We start from the raw sequence: 17,985 nt of genomic DNA, 5'->3' as shown, positions 1-17,985 counted from the left end.
GAAATCAGGAAAACATCTTGATCAGTTTCACGACGCCACTCACCAGTTGTTCGGCTTCGGCATCGGTCAGAACAAAGGGCGGCAGCAGGCGAATGGTATTGCCGGCGGTGACATTGATCAGCAGCGAATGCTCGCGTGCGAGTGCCACCAGATCCGCACAGGGGCGATTAAGCTCTATGCCGATCATCAAACCCTGGCCACGAATGTTTACGACTTTCTCGTCGTTTTTTAAGCGCTCGCGAAACTCATTGATTAACCATTCGCCGAGTTGTCCGGCGCGCTCGATCAGTCCTTCTTCCAGCAAGGTTTCCACCACGGCAATGCCCGCGCGGCAGGCCAGCGGGTTGCCGCCGAACGTGGAGCCGTGGTTGCCGGGCTGGAAAATGTCGGCCGCATGCCCGCGCGCCAGGCAGGCGCCGATGGGCACTCCGTTGCCGAGACCTTTGGCCGTGGTTACCACATCGGGCTTAATACCGTTGTGCTGGAACGCAAAAAAGCGCCCGGTGCGGCCGTTACCAGTCTGGATCTCATCGAGCATCAACAGCCACTGATTCTGGTCACAAATCTCGCGCAATTGATTCAGGTAATCGGGCGCGGGCACGCGCACCCCGCCTTCTCCTTGTACCGGTTCAACCAGAATGGCCACAATATTTGAATGCTGACTGGCGGCTTCGCGCACGGCGTCCGGGTTGTTGTAAGGGACGCGGATAAAGCCTTCGACCAGCGGGGCAAAACCTTCCTGAACTTTTTTGTTGCCGGTGGCACTCAGCGTGGCGAGAGTCCGGCCGTGAAAACTGTTTTCCATCACGATGATGGCCGGGTTTTGTATCCCTTTGTCAGCACCATATTTGCGAGCCAGCTTAATCGCGGCTTCATTGGCTTCAGCGCCGGAATTGGAAAAAAAGGCACGCTCCAGTCCGGACTCCCGGCACAGCAAATCGGCGAGCTGTTTTTGTGCGGGGATGTTGTACAGGTTGGACACATGCAGCAGGGTTCCGGCCTGATCGGCCAGGGCACGGGTAACGGCGGGGTGGGAGTGTCCCAACCCGCAGACAGCAATACCACTGATGGCGTCAATGTAATCCTTGCCCTGATCATCCCACACACGACTGCCTTCACCCCGAACCAGTGTCAGGGTGCGTGTGCCGTAGGTGTTCATCAGTGTGCTCATTTTTCGTTCTCTCATGTAACCATCCAAAAAACCAGCCGTAGCCCGTTGGAAAACAGGCTTATCGATCTCGTGAGGACGGGGATCAATCAAGACAGCTGGAAGGCCATAGCTCGCCCGCTTAATGGTCGGGCAAGAAACAGCAAAAGAGCAATACTATAGCCATTTCCGGGCGTTGGCAAATGCGTGCAGACTGCGTTTCAAGGGGGTGAGCCTGGTCTCTGAAGGTGTTTCTCCGGGGCTGTTTCGGGGATGTAGAGTACCGGGATAAGCGGGTATCATGAAGGGTAGGTTGTGGGGCCGGAAGCGCCGCAGTCACATACTCAATAGCAAAGGCGATTGTTGATGTTCAAAGCTTATCCCCGACGCACGATAACCCTCCGTTCTACGCCGTCCCGCTCTACGCCCACCCTTTCGGCGACCGCTCTGGTATCGGCGGTGTGCCTTGCATCAGAAGTGCAGTCGCAAGGACTGGAAACGCTGGTGGTTCGAGGTGATCAGGAGCGGGTAGAAGCACCCCTGCCGGGGGAGAGCACCTTGTCTATGGAGGCGCAACAGGTTGGCATGCGCATCGATAGCGGTGAGCTGCTGCAGGGGCTTGCCGGTGTCCAGGCGGACAGCCGTTCCAACTACGCGCAGGACACTCGCGTGACGCTGCGCGGGTTTGGTGCCCGCTCGGCGTTTGGCGTTCGCGGTATTGACCTGCAACTGGATGGCATTCCTCTGAGTACACCGGACGGCCAGGGGCAGTTGTCCAGCCTGCCAGTGGAGGAGGTAGCGAATATACAGATCGTAAAAGGGCCTCTGGCGGCGCTTTACGGTAATGGCGCGGGCGGGGTTATCCGTTTTAACTCCCGGGCGCCGGAGCGTAATCGTGTAACGACCTCAATAATGGCCGGTGAAGGCGATCGTCAGCGGCAGGCGCTCACCGGGGAGTGGCGGGAGGGCGCCTGGGGGCTTCGCCTTCAAGGGTCGCACTTTGAGACGGATGGGGAGCGACCTCACTCCCGCGCCGAACGCCGCAATGGAGGGGCCAGACTTTACCATCAGTCCTCTGGTGGCGTGGAGACGGTGGTGCGGCTGGATATGAGCCACGATCCGTTGCTACAGGACCCGCTGGGGCTGTCGCCCGAGCAGTGGCGTGAAGACCCAAAGGCGGGTAATGATCGGGCCGACACGTTCGATACCCGCAAACGCATTCGCCATCGCCAGGCGTCGGTGACCTTGCGCCAGCCCCAGGGAGAACACCGCTGGCAGGCCGCGTTTTGGCGGGGGCAGCGGGAAGTGGATCAATGGCTGGCGTTTCCGGGCAGTGACATTACCAGTTCCGGCGCGGTGATTGATCTGACCCGGGATTTTATGGGAGGGCGCGCCAGTTATACCCGCGACCTGTCGTTGCTGGGCAGTCCTCTGGAAACGACGTTTGGGGTCGGCGTCGAGCGTATGGAAGATCGTCGACTGGGCTATGTGAACGATTCTGGCGTGGCGGGGGAGCGGCGCCGGGACGAGCTGGGCACGGTGGACAGCCGCGATGTCTTCGTCATTGGCATCTGGGAGCCGGCGTCTGACTGGGAAGTCACGGGGGGGCTGCGCTACAGTGACCTCTCGTTTTCCGTAGATGACGCATTTATCGTGCCCGCCGAGGGGGATCAGCCCGCCAATCCGGACGACAGCGGCGGGCGGGACGACGCTTTCGTATCGGCTGCGCTCGGGGCCTCCTATCGGATAAACGATCAGTGGCAATGGTTCGCCAGTGCTGGCCGTGGCTACGAAACTCCTACCTTGACCGAAATGGCTTATCGCAATGAAGGCACTGGCCTCAACACCGCCCTGGAGCCGGCTGAAAACCGGCAGTGGGAGACGGGGCTGCGCTGGGGAGATTCGTTGGTGCCGCTGTTGGAACTGAGTGTGTTTCAGGTGGACAGTGACGATGAACTGGTTGTGGACCGCTCGGTGGGCGGGCGCACGACCTATCGCAATGCCGCCGGTACGGAGCGTCGGGGTATTGAGGCCAGCGGCCGCAAGGCACTGGCGCCCGGGTTGTGGGCGCGGTTCAGTGCGACCTATCTGGATGCGACGTACGCTAGCGGGCCGTGGTCGGGCAATCAGTTGCCGGGCATTGCCGATACTCAGCTATACGGACAGCTCCGCTGGGAGCCCTGGCAGGATGAAAGCCTGGGCGTGGCGTTGGTGGGTCGCTATCGCAGCGAGGTGGCCACGGGCGACGACAATGCGGTCTTTGCCCCTGCGGCCACGACCTGGGATTTGAGCGTCGATTCTGAACACGCCTGGAGAAGCTGGCGCCTGGCTGGCTGGGTGAAACTGGAAAATGTGGCGGATGAAGCCTATGTGGGGTCTGTCATCGTGAATCAGGATAATGGTCGTTCTTTTGAGCCAGCGCCGGGACGGCAAGTCAGCGCCAGCGTCAGCCTTGAGTACCAGTGGTGATATGACCATGCGACGCCCTGCTGAGTTGTCGGACCTTCCTGAACTCCCCTTAAGCCGGTACCGCAGGGAGTTTTTGGAGGCGCTCGGTCAAGGGCCGTTGTTGCTGGAAGCCGAGCCCGGCGCTGGGAAGTCGACACTGGCGCCCCTGTGGGCGTTCGCGGCGGCGAATGGCCGACAGGTCTGGCTTATACAACCCCGCATTCTCGCCGTGCGTGGCGTGGCGCGCCGATTGGCAGATTTGGTGGGCGACGAGCTTGGCCAAACGGTCGGGTACCAGGTGCCTTTCGAGCGCAAGCTCTCCCAGGAAACGCGACTACTGGTTATGACTCCCGGTATCTTGCTCCAACGGCTGCTCGCCGATCCGGAACTTGCAGGCGTGACAACCGTGCTGCTGGATGAAGTGCACGAACGGGCTGTGGATCAGGATGTCGCCTGGGCCTTTCTGCAGGAGGTCGCGTTTCTGCGGGAAGACCTGTCGTTGGTATTGATGTCGGCTACGCCAGACCCCGCGTTGCAAGCGCAGGTGCCGCAACGGTTGTTCGCGCCGGGTCGATGCTTTCCTGTGGCGGTATCCTACCGAGCACCGGGAGACGCACGCGGGCATCGGCAGCCGTTGGAGGCACAGGTGGCGTCTGCGCTCACCTCGATTGCGGACTGGGAGCGTCGTACCACTCTGGTGTTCCTGCCTGGCTGGCGAGCCATTGAGGAGTGTGCGCAGCACATCGAACGTTTGCGGTCTGCAGGTGGCCCGGCGGTGGTTCGTCTGCACAGCCGGGTCTCAGAGAGTGATCAGCGTCGAGCGTTGGACCCGGCCACTGGCCCGAGAGTGATTTTGGCCACGAACATTGCGGAAACCTCATTGACTATCGCCGATGTGACGCTGGTGATTGACTCGGGGTTGGCTCGACGGGCGGTCTACGAGCAGCGCACCGGTGTGACTCGCCTGCAGACACGGCGTATCAGCCTGGCCAGTGCCGAGCAGCGCCGCGGTCGGGCAGGGCGGGTTTCGGCCGGGGAATGTATTCGGCTCTGGCCTCGGGAGGAGGCGCTGGCCGCCGTGGATCTGCCGGAGATCCGTGGAACGGATCTGTTGCCCTTGGCTCTGCGCCTCGCCCATTGGGGCTCGCCGGTCGAGGATTTACCATGGCTGGAGGCCCCTAACAGGCTCGCGCTGAGTGGCGCACGCGCACAGCTGCAAACCTGGAATTTACTGGATGATAAGGGGGGCATCACCGCCAACGGCCAACAGGTGGCCGCTTTTGGCACTCACCCGCGTCTGGCCGTACTGTTGCAAACGGGGGTCGAGGCCGATGGTTTACCGGAATCGCTGCTTCTGCTGGCTCTGGCATTGCACTTCGAGGCACTGGACAACTCGGCGGAGGACTGGCTGGCTCTGGCGCAGTCCGAACGGCGGCGAAATCCTTTCTGGCAGCGTCAGGCCGATCGCTGGCTCAAAGTGCTGGGTTGCACAGAGAAACACGGCGCGGCGATTCCGGACGAGGCGTTGCAGCTGGCGTTCCGGGACCGAATTGGCCATCGCCAGGAGTCTGGTCGTTATCGCCTTAACAGTGGTATCAGCGTTGAACCCGATAACACTCTCCATAGTGAGTGGGCCGTCTTCCCGGTTATCGCTTCTCGCGGGAAAGGGCACAGTGGTCTGGGCTGGGCGCTGAGTCTCGCCGATAGCGACCTGCGGGACCTTAGCCAGCGGGAGGAAACACTGAAGTACACCGGGAAGCAGGGGCGGTGCTGGCAGAAAGTCACGCAATGGAGAATGGGGGGCTCGGTTACTGACGAAACCTGTGAACGTATTCAGGGGGAGCGGTTGGTGACCGCTTTATTGAATGATATACGCGCGAGGCCGCTGGTCGCTGCTTACCCTTGGCCGGAAAGTGCCATAACGCTGTGGCGTCGGGCCAGGCTCGCCGTGCAGGAATCGCTGGTGTCCTTGCCGGATGTCAGCGAAGCCGCACTACAGGCATCATTGTCGATGTGGTTGGCGCCGTTTATCAATGACTCAGCCCGTGCGGATGCTCTGCCCTGGGAAGAGGGGCTGCGGTTTTATCTGGGGTTCGAGGGAGTCCGTTCTCTGGACACGCAATTGCCGGAGCATGTAGTGCTGCCGAGTGGGCGAACTGCTCCGGTCGAGTATCCGAAAGAGGGGTGGCCCTGTGTTGGCGGCAAGCTGCAGGAGTTTTTCGGGTGTGAGCAGTTTGCGATGGCCGGCGGACGGGTTCCGGTGCGTTTACAACTGCTCTCACCCAATGGCAGCCCTTTGGCGGTGACGGGAGATCTTGCCTCGTTTTGGCGAGGTGCCTATCCCGAGGTGCGCAAAGAGATGCGCGGTCGCTATCCAAAGCATCCCTGGCCCGAGGACCCACTGACGCATGCACCAACGCGTTCGACCAAGCGGCACCTGGCGAGTGGTCGCTGACTGGTTTCCGGCGAGCCCCTGCGTTAAAATACCAATACTTGACTTGTCCACTCGGTTTTTCCGGTGGGTGAGGCTCTTTATCTTCTTATCTAAACAGAGGTCAGTCAGTCCTATGGACGATGTACAGGCAACCATTAAGCAGCAGATTGAGGAAAACCCGGTCATTCTTTTCATGAAAGGGTCACCCAATGCGCCGCAGTGCGGCTTTTCACAGCGCACCTCCCAGGCGGTCATGGCCTGTGGCCAGCGATTTGCCTACGTAGACGTGCTGGCGAATCCTGAAATCCGCTCTGGCCTGCCGCTGTACGGCAACTGGCCAACCTTCCCGCAGCTGTGGGTTAACGGTGAACTGGTTGGCGGCTGCGATATTGTTATGGAAATGTATGAGAGCGGTGAACTCAAGCCGTTGCTGGAAGGTGCGGCGGTTAAGGAATAAGAAGTTTTCTTGCGCTCGGCCTAGAGCAAGAACAGGTAAATCAGCAAAATGCCCAGCAGTGCCACACCGCTCAGGGCAATCAGCCCCAGGCCCAACTTCTGGTAAAAACGGTCGCGCCGTTGCTGTTGTTGGGTCTGTTGGCTGAGGTCGTTCACCTGCCACACCAAATCCCGGGAACGTTGCAGCTTGGCCCGGGCGTCCGTGAGTACCTGAATATCCCGGTCAATGACCGCCACAGCGCCGCTGTCCTGCTCCACCCGTTGACGGGCGGCGCGAAGGTTGGCCAGTTGCTGTTCAAGGTGCAACAGCTTATCGTCAATGTTGGCGGAAACCTCATTAATTTTCATGGCGGTGATCGTGTTTGTTCCCGGAAGCGAAAGTAAACGGTAGTGAAAAGACAAAGTACTACCTTAGCAGATTCAGACGCGGGGCGTCTGTTGTATACTCTTTGAAAAGAGAGATGGTTTGAAAAGAAAAGGCTTAGGAAGTAGTGATACGCCATAGAAAGTAGCGACACGCCACTGTCAAATGGGCTGTGTTATTGTGCCATCATCCGCTGGGCCACTGTAAGGAGAATGATTCATGCTGAGAATGTTTAATATCCGGGGCGCTACCTTGCGCGACCAGCCCGTGGATGAAAACAACCTCAAGGCGGCACTCGATAGTGCGGTGTGGATCGATGCCCATGAACCCTCCGAAGAGGAGCGAGAACTGCTCAATACATTTCTCAGAGCGGAGTTGCCCGAGTCTGATGATGTAGAAGAAATTGAGTTTTCTGCCCGGTATTTCCAGGACGGCGCGGGGTTGCACGTGCACTCCCTGTTCCTGTCACCAGCAGGGGATGGGCGTCACAGCACAGTGACGGTGGCGTTCATTTTGCAGGACAAACGCTTAATCACCCTGCGGGATGGCGATCTGGCAGACTTCCGGTTACTGCGTATGCGGGCTCGTCGAGGGCAGGTACAGGCCAGCTCTCCCCAGGACTTGCTGATCACCATGTTCGAGCAGAAAGTGGAGAACCTTGCCGACGTGCTGGAGGATATCCACCGCAAGCTCGAAGACGTGAGTCATCTGGTCCTCGAGGATGATGATGCCGAGCTTGAGGATGCGATCGATAAGCTGGCCAAGCTCGAAGACAGCAACGGTAAGATCCGGCTGTCGTTGATGGATACCCAGCGGTCTATTTCTTTTCTGCAGCGTCATTTGCGCGAGCACTTCGAATTGCAGGAAACCGCTCGGGAAATCAAACGAGATGTCGACACGCTGATGTCTCACACCGCGTTCCTGTTTGACAAGATCAACTTCCTCATGGACTCCACTCAGGGGTTTATCAATATTGAGCAAAGCCAGATTATCAAAACCTTTTCCATTGCCGCCGTGGTGTTTTTGCCGCCGACTGTGGTGGCCAGTATTTACGGCATGAACTTCGAGCTTATGCCGGAGCTGAATTGGAAGTTTGGCTATATCTGGGCACTGGTGATTATGGTTATGTCGGGCATTGCGCCCTATCTGTACTTTAAGCACAAAGACTGGCTGTAGCCGACGGGTTAAAGCCGCGGGCCTGTAAGTTGCCGGTTAGGCGCAAAGCCCCGGTACTGCTGGTAGTTGCCGGGTAAACCTTTTGTTCTGAAAGAATTGGAGAAACCATTTTGTTTGAAGCCGTACTGTTCGACTGTGATGGAGTGTTGGTCGACTCCGAAATTCTTGCCACTCGTGCCCTGCATCGCTCTATACAAAGCCTGGGTATGAACGATTCCGAACAAGAAGTAGCGGAAACCTTCACCGGTCACAGTTGGCCGGATTGCGTGCGCATGATCGAGGAGCGCCTCGGCAAGCCGATTCCAGACTTACAACAGTTTATGGACGACAACCGCCAGTTCTCAGAGCAGCTTATGCGCACGGAGCTTAAAACCATGCCCGGTATTGAGCGCGTGTTAAGCAACTTGACGCTTCCCTATGCGTTGGTGACCAACTCGCGTACGTTTGAGCTCACGCTCAAGCTGGGCGTGGCGGGCCTGGATCGCTTCTTTCCGGAAGACCGGCGTATTGACTGCCAGAAGTTTGATGTCGCTAAGCCAGATCCCGCGATTTACCGAAAGGCTGCCGAGTACCTGGGTGTCGATATCACCCGCTGTCTGGTGGTTGAAGACAGCGTGCCGGGGTTGACGGCGGCCACCTCAGCCGGGGCAACCGTATGGGCTTACCGCCCGCACGCTAGCGACACACAGTTGCGTGAATTCGGTGTGCAGCGTGTCTTCCACGATTGGGCGGAGTTTGAGTTGCCGACAGCCTGAGCCCGCTCAGCGGGAAAAGGCATCGTTGGCCAGCGTGTCACGCAGCAGGCGAAACAGTTTGCGGCTCGCGGTAGGCGGCTTGCTCTGCGAGGCTTCCTTTTGCGCCTGGCGAACGAGCTGCCGAAGCTGTTGAATTTCGGTGACGGGGTAAGCGTCGATGAATGCCTGCACGGCTGATGGATCGTCCAGCAGTCGATCCCGCCATTGCTCGGCTTCATGGTGTAGTTGCACGTTGGCCCGGCTCTGATGATTGAACTGGTCCATCACGGCCTGAATGCCTTCATGATCCGCGTTCCGCATCAGCTTACCGATAAACTGCAATTGCCGGCGCCTGGCTTCCCGGTGTTTCAGGCGCTGTAACTCTCGTAATGCCTCCAGCAGCTTGGGCTCCAGTGGCATTCGCGCCAACTGATCATTATTCAGTTCTGATAATTGCTGGCCCAACGTCTGTAGCGCGTGCATATCTTTTTTGCGCTGGGTTTTACTTTTGAAGTCGTGCTCGGCGTCAAACTCGCCGTCATTCACATCATTGGCATTCATAGCGGGCTTTCTGCCTGTCGTCTCTGAAAAAATTAAGGGAGTAGCCCCTGGTTGGGCTGGTTCCAGTGGCGCTGACGGTCGTTCTCTGGTAACGGGGTTTGCCATTGACTGCCGTGCTCCCCGTGACGCCCGGTTGCACTGGCGTTCAAGCTGGCACACCAATGAATACCCGTAGCCATGGCCTGTGAGGGGGGGCAAGGCGTCGATGTAGGGCTGTATATTGGTGCGGTCGAGCAGGAGCGCGGTGACCAGTGCTGCTCTAGGGCGGACCGCCGGATTTCCGGCACGACCGCGCTCGCCCCATCGAACGATGTAATCTTCACAGTATACCGATTCTTGTTCGGGGCGGTCGGTAAAAGCCACCTCCCGGGTGATGCCGAAATGATATTGCATCATCACTTCTTCGAACATCATGGCGGTATCTTCGAAAAATAACTGTCGGCTGGCCGACGTGACGTAGGCGTAATCATCGGAGGCGGCATCGGAGGCGAACTCCAGGCCGACCTCTTGAGCCGTTAATGCTTTTTCGCTCTCGCTGGCAGGGCGCCCCTGATAGGCGACTTCAGCCAGGTCCATCATAAGCTCGGAGTTCAACCGGTAGGTGCTGTGCAGATGCGCGGAGACATTCTCGTCCTGGAGTTGTGTGGCTGCTTCAGGTAAGCGCCAGTCGGGGTTCAAGTTTGTTTGAGCCGATGGCGGAATGTAATCATTGGCGTGGGCCAGCTCGTGGAACAGCAGGGAAGCCATCGGGGCGAGAATGGAGGATAGTGGACGATCGCTGCCGGGGCCGCTGAGCGATGGATTGCTCCAGGCGTAGTTACCGTTGCGCACGAAACGTGCAAGGCTGTCGAAGCTGAGTTCGGCGTTAAAGTCGCTGCGGTAATCCGGTTCGCGCGATATGGTATTGCGCTCCTCAATGGTCAGCCAGAGGCTGGCCGGATCGAGATAGATGGCGCCGGTGCTCAGCCAGTAGTAGGAAGGGCGAATATCCGAGCCAATGACGACAGCCGTGACGCCACCGAACAGCTGCAGGAGATCGTTCGGCAGCTGCCGAAGCGTTTGCTCGAAGCGCAGGGCCATCCAGTCGTGGCTGACTAAGGTGCGCTCGAGAACATCGTTCACGGTGAGGGCGGCGCCACTTTGCCCCAGCAGAGGGAGTTGTTCGAGGGTGCATTCGTTGAAGGTGTTGTTGCCCTCGCGGTCGTACGGCCTGGCGCAGCCGGCCAGCACGTCGGCGTAGGGCGCCCCCGGCCTCGCCGGTCGCAGGGAGTCGTCAGTGGCCGGAGGGGGGTCAAGGCGTCCCACAGGATCACCACCACCGCCACTACCTCCACAGGCGGATAGTAGTAGCGTGAATGCGATCAGGAAACAGAGTAAAGGGTGCGTCACGGGGGCCTCCCGGATATCCGGTGGTGGTTTATTGGATTTTATTATTCGCCTTCCTCGAAGCGGTCCTCAATCAGGGCGCAAATGGCGGCAAGGGCAGCTTCCGCATCGTGCCCATCGGCTTCGAGTTCCAGTTCGGTGCCACACGCGGCGGCCAGTAACATCAGGGACATGACGCTTTTACCGTCTACCCATGGGCCACACCCCAGGCACCGTGCTTTGATGTGGCTCTCAAATTGACCGGCGGCGGTGGCCAGCTTGGCCGCTGCCCTTGCATGCAGGCCTTTTTGATTGGTCAATGTGATGACGGTCGATGGCATGGCTCAATGAGATTCCGCTGTGCTGAGTTCCCGGTGGCGGACCAGGACGTTGTCATAGAGCCGGGTAAAGTGTTTCTGCAGTCGTTCCGCCAGATAGACGGAGCGGTGCTGGCCGCCGGTACAGCCAACGGCAATGGTGATGTAGCTACGGCTGTTGGCGTGGTAATGGGGCAGCCACCGTGTCAGAAACTGTTCAATATCGTGATACATCGCCTGCACTTTCTCTTCGCCATCCAGAAAGGCAACCACGTCGGCATCCTGCCCGGTTTGCGGGCGGAGATTGGGCTTCCAGTGCGGGTTGGGCAGGCAGCGGGCGTCGAACACCAGATCGGCGTTGGCGGGCACACCATGCTTGAAGCCAAAGGACTCGAACTGAATGGCCATGGAAGCATCGTGGCGACCGACGACCCGGTCTTTGACCAGATCCCTGAGTTCGTGCAGGTTGAGGTGGCTGGTGTCCAGCACTTGGTCCGCCGTGTCCCGAATGGGCTCCAGTAGCTTTTGTTCCTCGCGGATGGCTTCGTGCAGGTTGGTGTCCCGGCTGCTCAGCGGGTGTTTACGCCGGGTTTCGCTAAAGCGCTGCATGAGCACCGGCACGCCCGTATCCAGAAAGAGCACGTGAATGGGAATGTGTGCCTCTTTCAGGGTATTGATCATCTCAGGGAAAATATTCAGATCCTGCCAGGCGTTGCGGACATCAATCCCAATGGCGAACTTCTGATCGTCGGACTCTCTGTGTACCTGAGTCTGGGCGACCAGTGCCGGCAGCAGACTGACGGGCAGGTTGTCGATGCAGTTGTAGCCGACGTCCTCCAGCACATGCAAAGCCGTGCTTTTACCGGAGCCGGACAGGCCACTGACGATGATCAATTGCATAACGCTGGCGTTCCTGAAAGCCGGTGTCCAACACCGGACCGGTTGGGGCTCAGGTGGCGGCCACCTCGTTGGTGGCGGCTTGATAAAGAGCCTCGTTGCCGTCGGCTTCGCGCAGCCGGGTCCGAAAATCCGCTTCGTTCAGCAGGCTGGCCAGCGACGCGAGTGTCTGCAGGTGCTCCCCGTGGGCGTTTTCGGGTACGAGCATAGCGAATAGAACGTCCACGGGCTCGGAATCAATGGCATCGAAGTTAATGGGTTCTTTGAGCGTGATCAGCGCGCCGATGGTTCGGTCGCAGTGGCTTACCCGACAGTGTGGGATGGCAATGCCGTGGCCAATGCCGGTGGAACCAAGTCTTTCGCGAGCCACTAGTCGTCGGAAAAGATCGTCGGCATCAATGGCGGGCACATCCTCTGCAATCGTGTTGGCGAGGATTTCCAGGGCGCGTTTTTTGCTGACCCCCTCAATACCGCACAGTGTGCGGGATGGGCTGAGAATGGTTTTGATATCCATAGAACTAGCGATGGCTGAATCACTTCTCGTTGTGTTGGATCAAATGGCAAGCAAGCTTGTCCACCCAGGGCGGCGCAGTTCGGCGATGGGCCGCTGTTTCGCAGCTGTAAGCATAGCAGTGCGAGCCCTGTGGCGTCACCCTGCTGTTGCCGGCTTTAGGCTGGGCCCAGTGATTTGCGCTCGTTCGATGGCGGAATGCCAAGTGACTCACGGTATTTGGCAATGGTGCGCCGGGCCACTTTAATGCCCTGATCAGCCAGCAGCGCCGTAATTTTACTGTCGCTCAACGGTTTCTGGGGGGCTTCCGAGGCGACGAGTTTCCTGATGATCGCCCGTATGGCGGTGGAGGAACATTCGCCACCGGACTCGGTGCTCACGTGACTGGAGAAAAAATATTTTAACTCGAAGATGCCCTGGGGCGTGTGCATGTACTTTTGGGTGGTCACCCGGGAAATGGTGGACTCGTGCATGTCTACCAGTTCTGCGATGTCATGCAGTACCAGAGGGCGCATGGCTTCGGCGCCGCTTTCCAGAAAGCCGCGCTGCTTTTCCACAATGCAACTGGCGACTTTCAGGAGCGTCTCATTGCGGCTTTGCAGGCTTTTCAGGAACCAGCGGGCTTCCTGAAGGTTGTCTTTCAAAAAGGTATTGTCGGTGCTGGAGTCGGCGCGCTTGACCATGGAGGCGTAGTCGGTATTAATTCGCAGGCGCGGCGCGATATCCGGATTCAGTTCTACCATCCAACGACCTTCGCGCTTTTCCACGAAGACATCGGGCACCACGTACTCTACCTCTCCGCTGGCAATTTGATCGCCCGGACGAGGGTTCAGGCTCTGAATCAAGGCAATGGTATCGCGGAGTTCATGCTCTTTCAGTCGGGTGCGCCGCATCAACTGGCGATAATCGCGGCCGCCAAGCTGGGGGAGGTATTGGCGGACAATGGTCTTGGCGGCTTCAAGGTGCGGTGTGCTTTTGTCAAATTGCTGCAATTGCACCAGCAGGCATTCCGACAGGTTCTGGCTGGCGACCCCACAGGGGTCAAATTGCTGCAACCGGTGTTGCACGGCAACGAGCTCATCAAACTCCAGCTCGTCCCAGTCTTCCTTCAGGCCTTCGTAGATTTCGTCGAGGCTGGTGGAGAGCATGCCGCTTGGCTCCACTGCATCAATGAGCGTGAGGGCAATGACCCGGTCCCGGTCCGACATGGGGGTCAGGTTTAACTGCCACATCAAATGATCGTAGAGCGAGTCTGTGGTACCGCGGCGGCTGTCGTAATCGCTGTGGTCGTCGCCCTCGTAGTTGCTGGCGCTGGTGGGGGCGGATTGGTAAACGTCGTCCCAGCTGGTATCCACTGGGAGATCGTTGGGTATTTCGTCGCTCCATTCGCTATCCGTTGGCGGACTGTCGTTCCCCTCATCGGTGGCGCTGACAGTGCGTTCGGTCCCATCGGCGTCGTCTCGCCCGGCGCGGGCGTCCGACTCGCGGTCATCATTGCTCTTCTGTTCGGCGCTGTCCTCGTGGCCTCCGTCGTGGTTTTCCTCGACTTCCAGCATGGGGTTGGAGTCGAGCGCCTCCTGGATCTCTTGTTGTAGATCCAGCGTGGACAGCTGCAGCAGGCGAATGGCCTGTTGCAGCTGGGGCGTCATGGTCAGTTGTTGGCCGAGTTTGAGCTGTAAGGATTGTTTCATGGGTATGCTGCTTGAAACCCCGGTTGACGCGAAATGGTCAGGTTTTTCCAGAGTTTAGTCAGCTCAAAGCCGCGAAGCAATAACCTCAGGGTGTTTTTAAGCAATCTTTGTGCCTGAGGCGCATAAAGTCGGCTTTGTCAAGCGGCTGGGATGGCCATAAGCCGGTGAATATGGGTGTCAACTCACAGGGTAAAGTGTTCCCCGAGGTACACTTCCCGCACTTTATCATTGGCCAGAACGGTCTGCGGGTCGCCCTCGGAAATAATATGGCCTTCGCTGACAATATAGGCTTTCTCGCAGATATCGAGGGTTTCACGAACATTGTGGTCGGTGATTAAAACCCCGATACCCCGATCTCTCAAGTGCCGGACAATCTGCTTGATATCGGTCACGGAAATCGGGTCAACGCCCGCAAAGGGTTCATCCAGCAGGATAAATTGCGGTTCCGTGGCCAGTGCGCGCGCAATTTCCACCCTCCGGCGCTCCCCGCCGGAGAGGGACATCCCCAGGCTGTCCTTGATATGGGTGATGTGGAACTCCTGCAGCAGGGACTCGAGCTTGGACAGCCGCTGCTTGCGATTGAGCTCCCGGCGGGTTTCCAGAATGGCCATAATGTTGTCGGCGACGGTCAGCTTGCGAAATACCGATGCCTCTTGAGGTAAGTAGCCAATACCCGCCCGCGCCCGGCCATGGATCGGCAGGTGTGTGATATCGCGTTCATCGATTAACACGCGACCACGGTTGGCCGCCACCAGGCCGGCAATCATATAAAAACACGTGGTCTTGCCAGCGCCGTTCGGTCCCAGGAGGCCGACGATTTGGCCAGTAGTGACCGATAGGGAGACGTCGAGCACGACTTTGCGGGTTTTGTAGCTTTTGGCCAGGTTCAGGGCGTGCAGGCTGGGCATGGCTCAATCCTGTGGCGATGATTGATTCTGTGGAGGCAGCACCATCTCGATGCGCGGGCGGTCAGACTCGGAGTCTCCCTCGGCGTTCAGTAATTCGGTGGCCATGTTGTAATCGATGCGATTGCCGCTCATGGTCGCCGTTCCCTGTTCCAGCCAGGCATTGGTGATCAGCTTGAGCTGTTCCTCGCTGACGTGGTAATCAATGGTGTTGGCTTCGGCCGCGATGGGGGCATCGCCCGCTTCAGGTTGTTGCTCGAAATAGGCGGGACCGCCTTCGGCCACCACGCGCTGCACCTGATTGGTGGTGTCGGTATGTACGGTCAGTTTCTCGGCGCGAATTTTCAGGCTGCCCTGGCGTAGACGTACGTCGCCTTCATAGATCATTAACCCCTTTTGCCCGTCGCGCTGCGCGCGATTGGATTCGATGTGAATGGGCTGGTTCTGGTCATCGGGCAATGCCTGAGCGAACGGTGTCGCCAGCAGTGATATGGCCGTCACTGACAGCAGTGGCAGAAGTTTGAGGTTGGATAACGCTGCGTAGGCTCGTCTCGCCCACGCCTGGGAATCAGTTCGAGTTGGGCGGTTCATGGATGCCTCGCACCTCCGATAGCAGTTCAATAATGTCGTTGCCGAGGTCGGCCTGCATGCCCACCGCCTCCTGGCGTCCTCGAGGGGAGCGCATATTAACAGTTTTGTCGGTTTCGGCGTATTGTCGGTTTGGCTCAATCAGTAACTCAGGGGTATTAAGCTCTGTGGTGCCCGCTTGCGCCTGCTGCCAGAGGTGGACTTCACCCGTTAGACGAATTTTGTCACCTGTGGCATCACTGCGTCCAAGGTTGGCGTTCAGGTTCCATGGCTGAGGCGATTCCCCGTGCAGCGTCAGCCTGGGGGTGAGAAAGAGCGAATAGTCCTGGGGGCTGGCCTGGCCAGGGATTCGTTGGAAATGGTCCACCCGGGCGCTGAGCAAATGGTAATGCAGCTGGCCCTCGGTATCGTAACGGTGAGTGTTCGCGCGGATGATATAGGCCTGTGGATAGTGGGCACGTGTTTCCTCTGGCGCCGGGTCGCGCATCAGGTCTTTGGGGGAGTAGTCCCAGAGCGCGGCCAGTGCCACTAGCAAAAATAAACCGATCCAGGTACGGGGCTTTCTCCACATGTCACTCCACATATCAGGATTCCCCGTGGTGGCGGGTGGCCGCATCCGGTGCCAGGTAAGCCGAGAGGAGCTGATCGTACTCGTGGCGAGCCTTGAGAATAGCATCGCAGGCTTCGCGTACGGCACCTTCACCGCCTCGGTTTTTGCTCTGCCAGTGGGCGCGTGAGGCGACGTCGGGGTGGGCGTTGGCCGGAGTCAATGCCAGGCCGACGCGGGTCATAATGGTCAGGTCGGGCCAGTCGTCGCCCATAAAGCCGATATTGTCCAGCGGTATGGCGGGTTCGGAGGACGATTGGCCCGGCGTTGACTGCCACTCGCAGAGCGCCTCCCACTTGTCCTCCCGCCCTTGGATGATGGGATCCAGCCCCAGTGCGCGGGCGCGGCGCACGACCAGATTGGTTTGGCGGCCACTGATCAGCCCGACACGTATTCCAGCGCGCTGCAGTAATTTAATGCCCAGCCCATCCAGAACGCTGAAAGCCTTGCTCTCCTGGCCGTCTTCGCTGAAATACAGACGGCCATCGGTCATTACCCCGTCTACGTCAAGCAATAACAGTGACAGGCGCTTTGCACGTTCGGCAAAGGTGGAATCAGGCGTGTTGAGCATGGGGGCCATGGGCTGTCCGTTGTCGGTTTGGTGTCATTGGTGGTCTGCCGGATGAATGCTTAAAAGATGCCGGCGCGCAGAATATCATGCATATGTACGACTCCCAGGGGGCGGCTTTGTTCGTCACTGACGATCAGTGCCGTGATTTTGTTGTCTTCCATGATTTTGAGGGCTTCTGCCGCCAGGGTTTGGGCATCGATGGTTTTTGGGCGCGGGCTCATCAGATCCCCGATGATGGCCCCTGTGAGTTCGGAGCCCCGGTCAATGCTGCGGCGCAGATCACCGTCGGTATAAATGCCTTGCAGTTGATCCTGCTCGTTCACTACCGTCGTCATACCGAAGCCTTTGCGGGTCATTTCCAGCAACGCGTCGGAGAGACTGGTGCCGGGCGTGACGCGGGGAATCGCATCGCCGCGGTGCATAATGTCCTGTACGCGCAACAACAGCTTGCGGCCCAGAGTCCCGCCGGGGTGAGAAAAAGCGAAATCCTCGGCGGTGAACCCCCGGGCTTCCAGCAAGGCAATGGCCAGTGCGTCGCCAACCACGAGAGTGGCGGTGGTGCTGGCCGTGGGAGCCAGGGCGAGCGGGCAGGCCTCGGTGGCCACACTAATATCCAGGTCCACCGCCGCCTCCTGGGCGAGCGCGGAGTGGGGCGCGCCGGTCATGCTGATAATCGGCACACCAAGACGTTTGAGCAGGGGCAGCAAGGTAATGATTTCGTCGGAATTGCCTGAGTAGGAGATCGCGATAACCGCATCTTCCCGTGTGATCATGCCGAGGTCGCCATGGCTTGCTTCGCCGGGATGCACAAAAAAGGCGGGTGTGCCGGTGCTGGCGAGCGTTGCTGCTATTTTCTTGCCAATATGGCCGGATTTGCCCATGCCGGTGACAATTACCCTTCCGCGCACCTGTAACAGTAGTTCGCAAGCGCGCTCAAAGCGCTGGTCAATTCGGGCTCGCAGGCTGGATACCGCTTGTTGTTCGATATCGACAGTACGCTGCCCGGATTGAATGAAGTCGAAGTCGGTCATGAGGCCACGCGGTCCGGCTGAGTGAAAGCCTGCATTATACGGGCTTGGTCCTGGGTTGACGAATGGTGCCATAGGTGCGGGGAACGCTAACACTCTTTTACGGTCGTACAGTAGGTCGATGAGGCAGGCAATGGTATTATAAGGTGTTATCGGCTGCCACCTGGTTGGGGCGATGCGGCATA

Annotated in this window: 17 protein-coding genes; 5 read left to right on the top strand and 12 right to left on the bottom strand. The window is 58.7% G+C overall.

All coding sequences use genetic code 11. The features are described 5' to 3' along the window. Positions 1–4: 4 nt before the first annotated feature. Positions 5–1,186 carry an aspartate aminotransferase family protein gene (locus ACQCLF_RS01600; RefSeq protein ID WP_426984508.1) on the bottom strand — a complete coding sequence of 394 codons (1,182 nt, stop codon included), beginning with the start codon at positions 1,184–1,186 and terminating at the stop codon, positions 5–7. A 327-nt stretch (positions 1,187–1,513) separates the two neighbouring features. Between ACQCLF_RS01600 and ACQCLF_RS01595 the strand changes: the two genes are divergently transcribed. The 3 genes from ACQCLF_RS01595 to grxD all read left to right on the top strand — a co-directional run bounded on the left by ACQCLF_RS01595 (position 1,514) and on the right by grxD (position 6,486). After that, positions 1,514–3,616, top strand: coding sequence for a TonB-dependent receptor family protein (locus tag ACQCLF_RS01595; protein ID WP_426984507.1), 2,103 nt, complete (start codon positions 1,514–1,516; stop codon positions 3,614–3,616). Positions 3,617–3,623: 7 nt separating this feature from the next. After that, positions 3,624–6,050, top strand: a complete 2,427-nt coding sequence (hrpB, locus tag ACQCLF_RS01590; RefSeq protein ID WP_426984505.1) for an ATP-dependent helicase HrpB — start codon at positions 3,624–3,626, stop codon at positions 6,048–6,050. Between the two features lie 112 nt (positions 6,051–6,162). Next, on the top strand, positions 6,163–6,486 hold the full coding sequence (gene grxD / locus ACQCLF_RS01585) for a Grx4 family monothiol glutaredoxin (RefSeq protein ID WP_426984504.1): 324 nt from the start codon (positions 6,163–6,165) through the stop codon (positions 6,484–6,486). Between the two features lie 20 nt (positions 6,487–6,506). On the opposite strand, the gene ACQCLF_RS01580 is transcribed toward grxD, so the two are convergent. Beyond that, complete coding sequence (locus ACQCLF_RS01580; RefSeq protein ID WP_426984503.1) at positions 6,507–6,833, bottom strand: hypothetical protein; 327 nt, start codon at positions 6,831–6,833, stop codon at positions 6,507–6,509. A gap of 235 nt (positions 6,834–7,068) precedes the next feature. Here ACQCLF_RS01580 and corA point away from each other — a divergent pair, with 235 nt between their 5' ends. Both corA and ACQCLF_RS01570 read left to right on the top strand, forming a co-directional pair. Further along, positions 7,069–8,025 (top strand): magnesium/cobalt transporter CorA, encoded by a 957-nt coding sequence (gene corA, locus ACQCLF_RS01575; RefSeq protein WP_426984501.1) that lies wholly within the window; start codon positions 7,069–7,071, stop codon positions 8,023–8,025. Positions 8,026–8,135: 110 nt separating this feature from the next. Further along, positions 8,136–8,780: an HAD family hydrolase gene (locus ACQCLF_RS01570; RefSeq protein ID WP_426984499.1), complete on the top strand. Its 645-nt coding sequence runs from the start codon at positions 8,136–8,138 to the stop codon at positions 8,778–8,780. A 6-nt stretch (positions 8,781–8,786) separates the two neighbouring features. On the opposite strand, the gene yjgA is transcribed toward ACQCLF_RS01570, so the two are convergent. The 10 genes from yjgA to ACQCLF_RS01520 all read right to left on the bottom strand — a co-directional run bounded on the left by yjgA (position 8,787) and on the right by ACQCLF_RS01520 (position 17,803). Beyond that, positions 8,787–10,709 (bottom strand): ribosome biogenesis factor YjgA, encoded by a 1,923-nt coding sequence (gene yjgA, locus ACQCLF_RS01565; protein ID WP_426984497.1) that lies wholly within the window; start codon positions 10,707–10,709, stop codon positions 8,787–8,789. Between the two features lie 41 nt (positions 10,710–10,750). Further along, positions 10,751–11,026, bottom strand: coding sequence for an HPr family phosphocarrier protein (locus ACQCLF_RS01560; RefSeq protein WP_426984495.1), 276 nt, complete (start codon positions 11,024–11,026; stop codon positions 10,751–10,753). A 3-nt stretch (positions 11,027–11,029) separates the two neighbouring features. Further along, positions 11,030–11,902 carry an RNase adapter RapZ gene (gene rapZ / locus ACQCLF_RS01555; RefSeq protein ID WP_426984494.1) on the bottom strand — a complete coding sequence of 291 codons (873 nt, stop codon included), beginning with the start codon at positions 11,900–11,902 and terminating at the stop codon, positions 11,030–11,032. Between the two features lie 49 nt (positions 11,903–11,951). Next, positions 11,952–12,413: a PTS IIA-like nitrogen regulatory protein PtsN gene (gene ptsN, locus ACQCLF_RS01550; RefSeq protein ID WP_426984493.1), complete on the bottom strand. Its 462-nt coding sequence runs from the start codon at positions 12,411–12,413 to the stop codon at positions 11,952–11,954. 155 nt (positions 12,414–12,568) lie between these two features. Next, positions 12,569–14,101 carry an RNA polymerase factor sigma-54 gene (locus tag ACQCLF_RS01545; RefSeq protein WP_426984491.1) on the bottom strand — a complete coding sequence of 511 codons (1,533 nt, stop codon included), beginning with the start codon at positions 14,099–14,101 and terminating at the stop codon, positions 12,569–12,571. 182 nt (positions 14,102–14,283) lie between these two features. Further along, the gene (gene lptB, locus ACQCLF_RS01540) at positions 14,284–15,009 is read right to left on the bottom strand and encodes an LPS export ABC transporter ATP-binding protein (protein ID WP_426984489.1); all 726 of its coding nucleotides are present in this window, start codon (positions 15,007–15,009) and stop codon (positions 14,284–14,286) included. 3 nt (positions 15,010–15,012) lie between these two features. Beyond that, positions 15,013–15,597, bottom strand: a complete 585-nt coding sequence (lptA, locus tag ACQCLF_RS01535; protein ID WP_426984488.1) for a lipopolysaccharide transport periplasmic protein LptA — start codon at positions 15,595–15,597, stop codon at positions 15,013–15,015. Beyond that, positions 15,575–16,165, bottom strand: a complete 591-nt coding sequence (gene lptC / locus ACQCLF_RS01530) for an LPS export ABC transporter periplasmic protein LptC (protein ID WP_426984487.1) — start codon at positions 16,163–16,165, stop codon at positions 15,575–15,577. Before lptC ends, lptA begins: the two co-directional genes overlap by 23 nt. A gap of 13 nt (positions 16,166–16,178) precedes the next feature. Beyond that, entirely contained in the window at positions 16,179–16,781 is a 603-nt protein-coding gene (locus ACQCLF_RS01525) for a KdsC family phosphatase (RefSeq protein WP_426984485.1), read from the bottom strand. A gap of 50 nt (positions 16,782–16,831) precedes the next feature. Beyond that, positions 16,832–17,803 (bottom strand): KpsF/GutQ family sugar-phosphate isomerase, encoded by a 972-nt coding sequence (locus ACQCLF_RS01520; RefSeq protein WP_426984484.1) that lies wholly within the window; start codon positions 17,801–17,803, stop codon positions 16,832–16,834. Positions 17,804–17,985 lie beyond the last annotated feature (182 nt).

Source organism: Marinimicrobium sp. ARAG 43.8 (genome assembly GCF_050113635.1).
GTDB lineage: Bacteria > Pseudomonadota > Gammaproteobacteria > Pseudomonadales > Cellvibrionaceae > Marinimicrobium.
Note: the sequence above shows the minus strand (reverse complement) of the source record. Positions and strands in the feature narration are given on the sequence as shown.

Excerpts from the sequence above, each read along its gene's own strand:
- ACQCLF_RS01600 (WP_426984508.1), bottom strand. The coding sequence starts at position 1,186 with ATGAGAGAACGAAAAATGAGCACACTGATGAACACCTACGGCACACGC.
- ACQCLF_RS01595 (WP_426984507.1), top strand. The coding sequence starts at position 1,514 with ATGTTCAAAGCTTATCCCCGACGCACGATAACCCTCCGTTCTACGCCG.
- hrpB (WP_426984505.1), top strand. The coding sequence starts at position 3,624 with ATGCGACGCCCTGCTGAGTTGTCGGACCTTCCTGAACTCCCCTTAAGC.
- grxD (WP_426984504.1), top strand. The coding sequence starts at position 6,163 with ATGGACGATGTACAGGCAACCATTAAGCAGCAGATTGAGGAAAACCCG.
- ACQCLF_RS01580 (WP_426984503.1), bottom strand. The coding sequence starts at position 6,833 with ATGAAAATTAATGAGGTTTCCGCCAACATTGACGATAAGCTGTTGCAC.
- corA (WP_426984501.1), top strand. The coding sequence starts at position 7,069 with ATGCTGAGAATGTTTAATATCCGGGGCGCTACCTTGCGCGACCAGCCC.
- ACQCLF_RS01560 (WP_426984495.1), bottom strand. The coding sequence starts at position 11,026 with ATGCCATCGACCGTCATCACATTGACCAATCAAAAAGGCCTGCATGCA.
- rapZ (WP_426984494.1), bottom strand. The coding sequence starts at position 11,902 with ATGCAATTGATCATCGTCAGTGGCCTGTCCGGCTCCGGTAAAAGCACG.
- ptsN (WP_426984493.1), bottom strand. The coding sequence starts at position 12,413 with ATGGATATCAAAACCATTCTCAGCCCATCCCGCACACTGTGCGGTATT.
- ACQCLF_RS01545 (WP_426984491.1), bottom strand. The coding sequence starts at position 14,101 with ATGAAACAATCCTTACAGCTCAAACTCGGCCAACAACTGACCATGACG.
- lptB (WP_426984489.1), bottom strand. The coding sequence starts at position 15,009 with ATGCCCAGCCTGCACGCCCTGAACCTGGCCAAAAGCTACAAAACCCGC.
- lptA (WP_426984488.1), bottom strand. The coding sequence starts at position 15,597 with ATGAACCGCCCAACTCGAACTGATTCCCAGGCGTGGGCGAGACGAGCC.
- lptC (WP_426984487.1), bottom strand. The coding sequence starts at position 16,165 with ATGTGGAGAAAGCCCCGTACCTGGATCGGTTTATTTTTGCTAGTGGCA.
- ACQCLF_RS01525 (WP_426984485.1), bottom strand. The coding sequence starts at position 16,781 with ATGGCCCCCATGCTCAACACGCCTGATTCCACCTTTGCCGAACGTGCA.
- ACQCLF_RS01520 (WP_426984484.1), bottom strand. The coding sequence starts at position 17,803 with ATGACCGACTTCGACTTCATTCAATCCGGGCAGCGTACTGTCGATATC.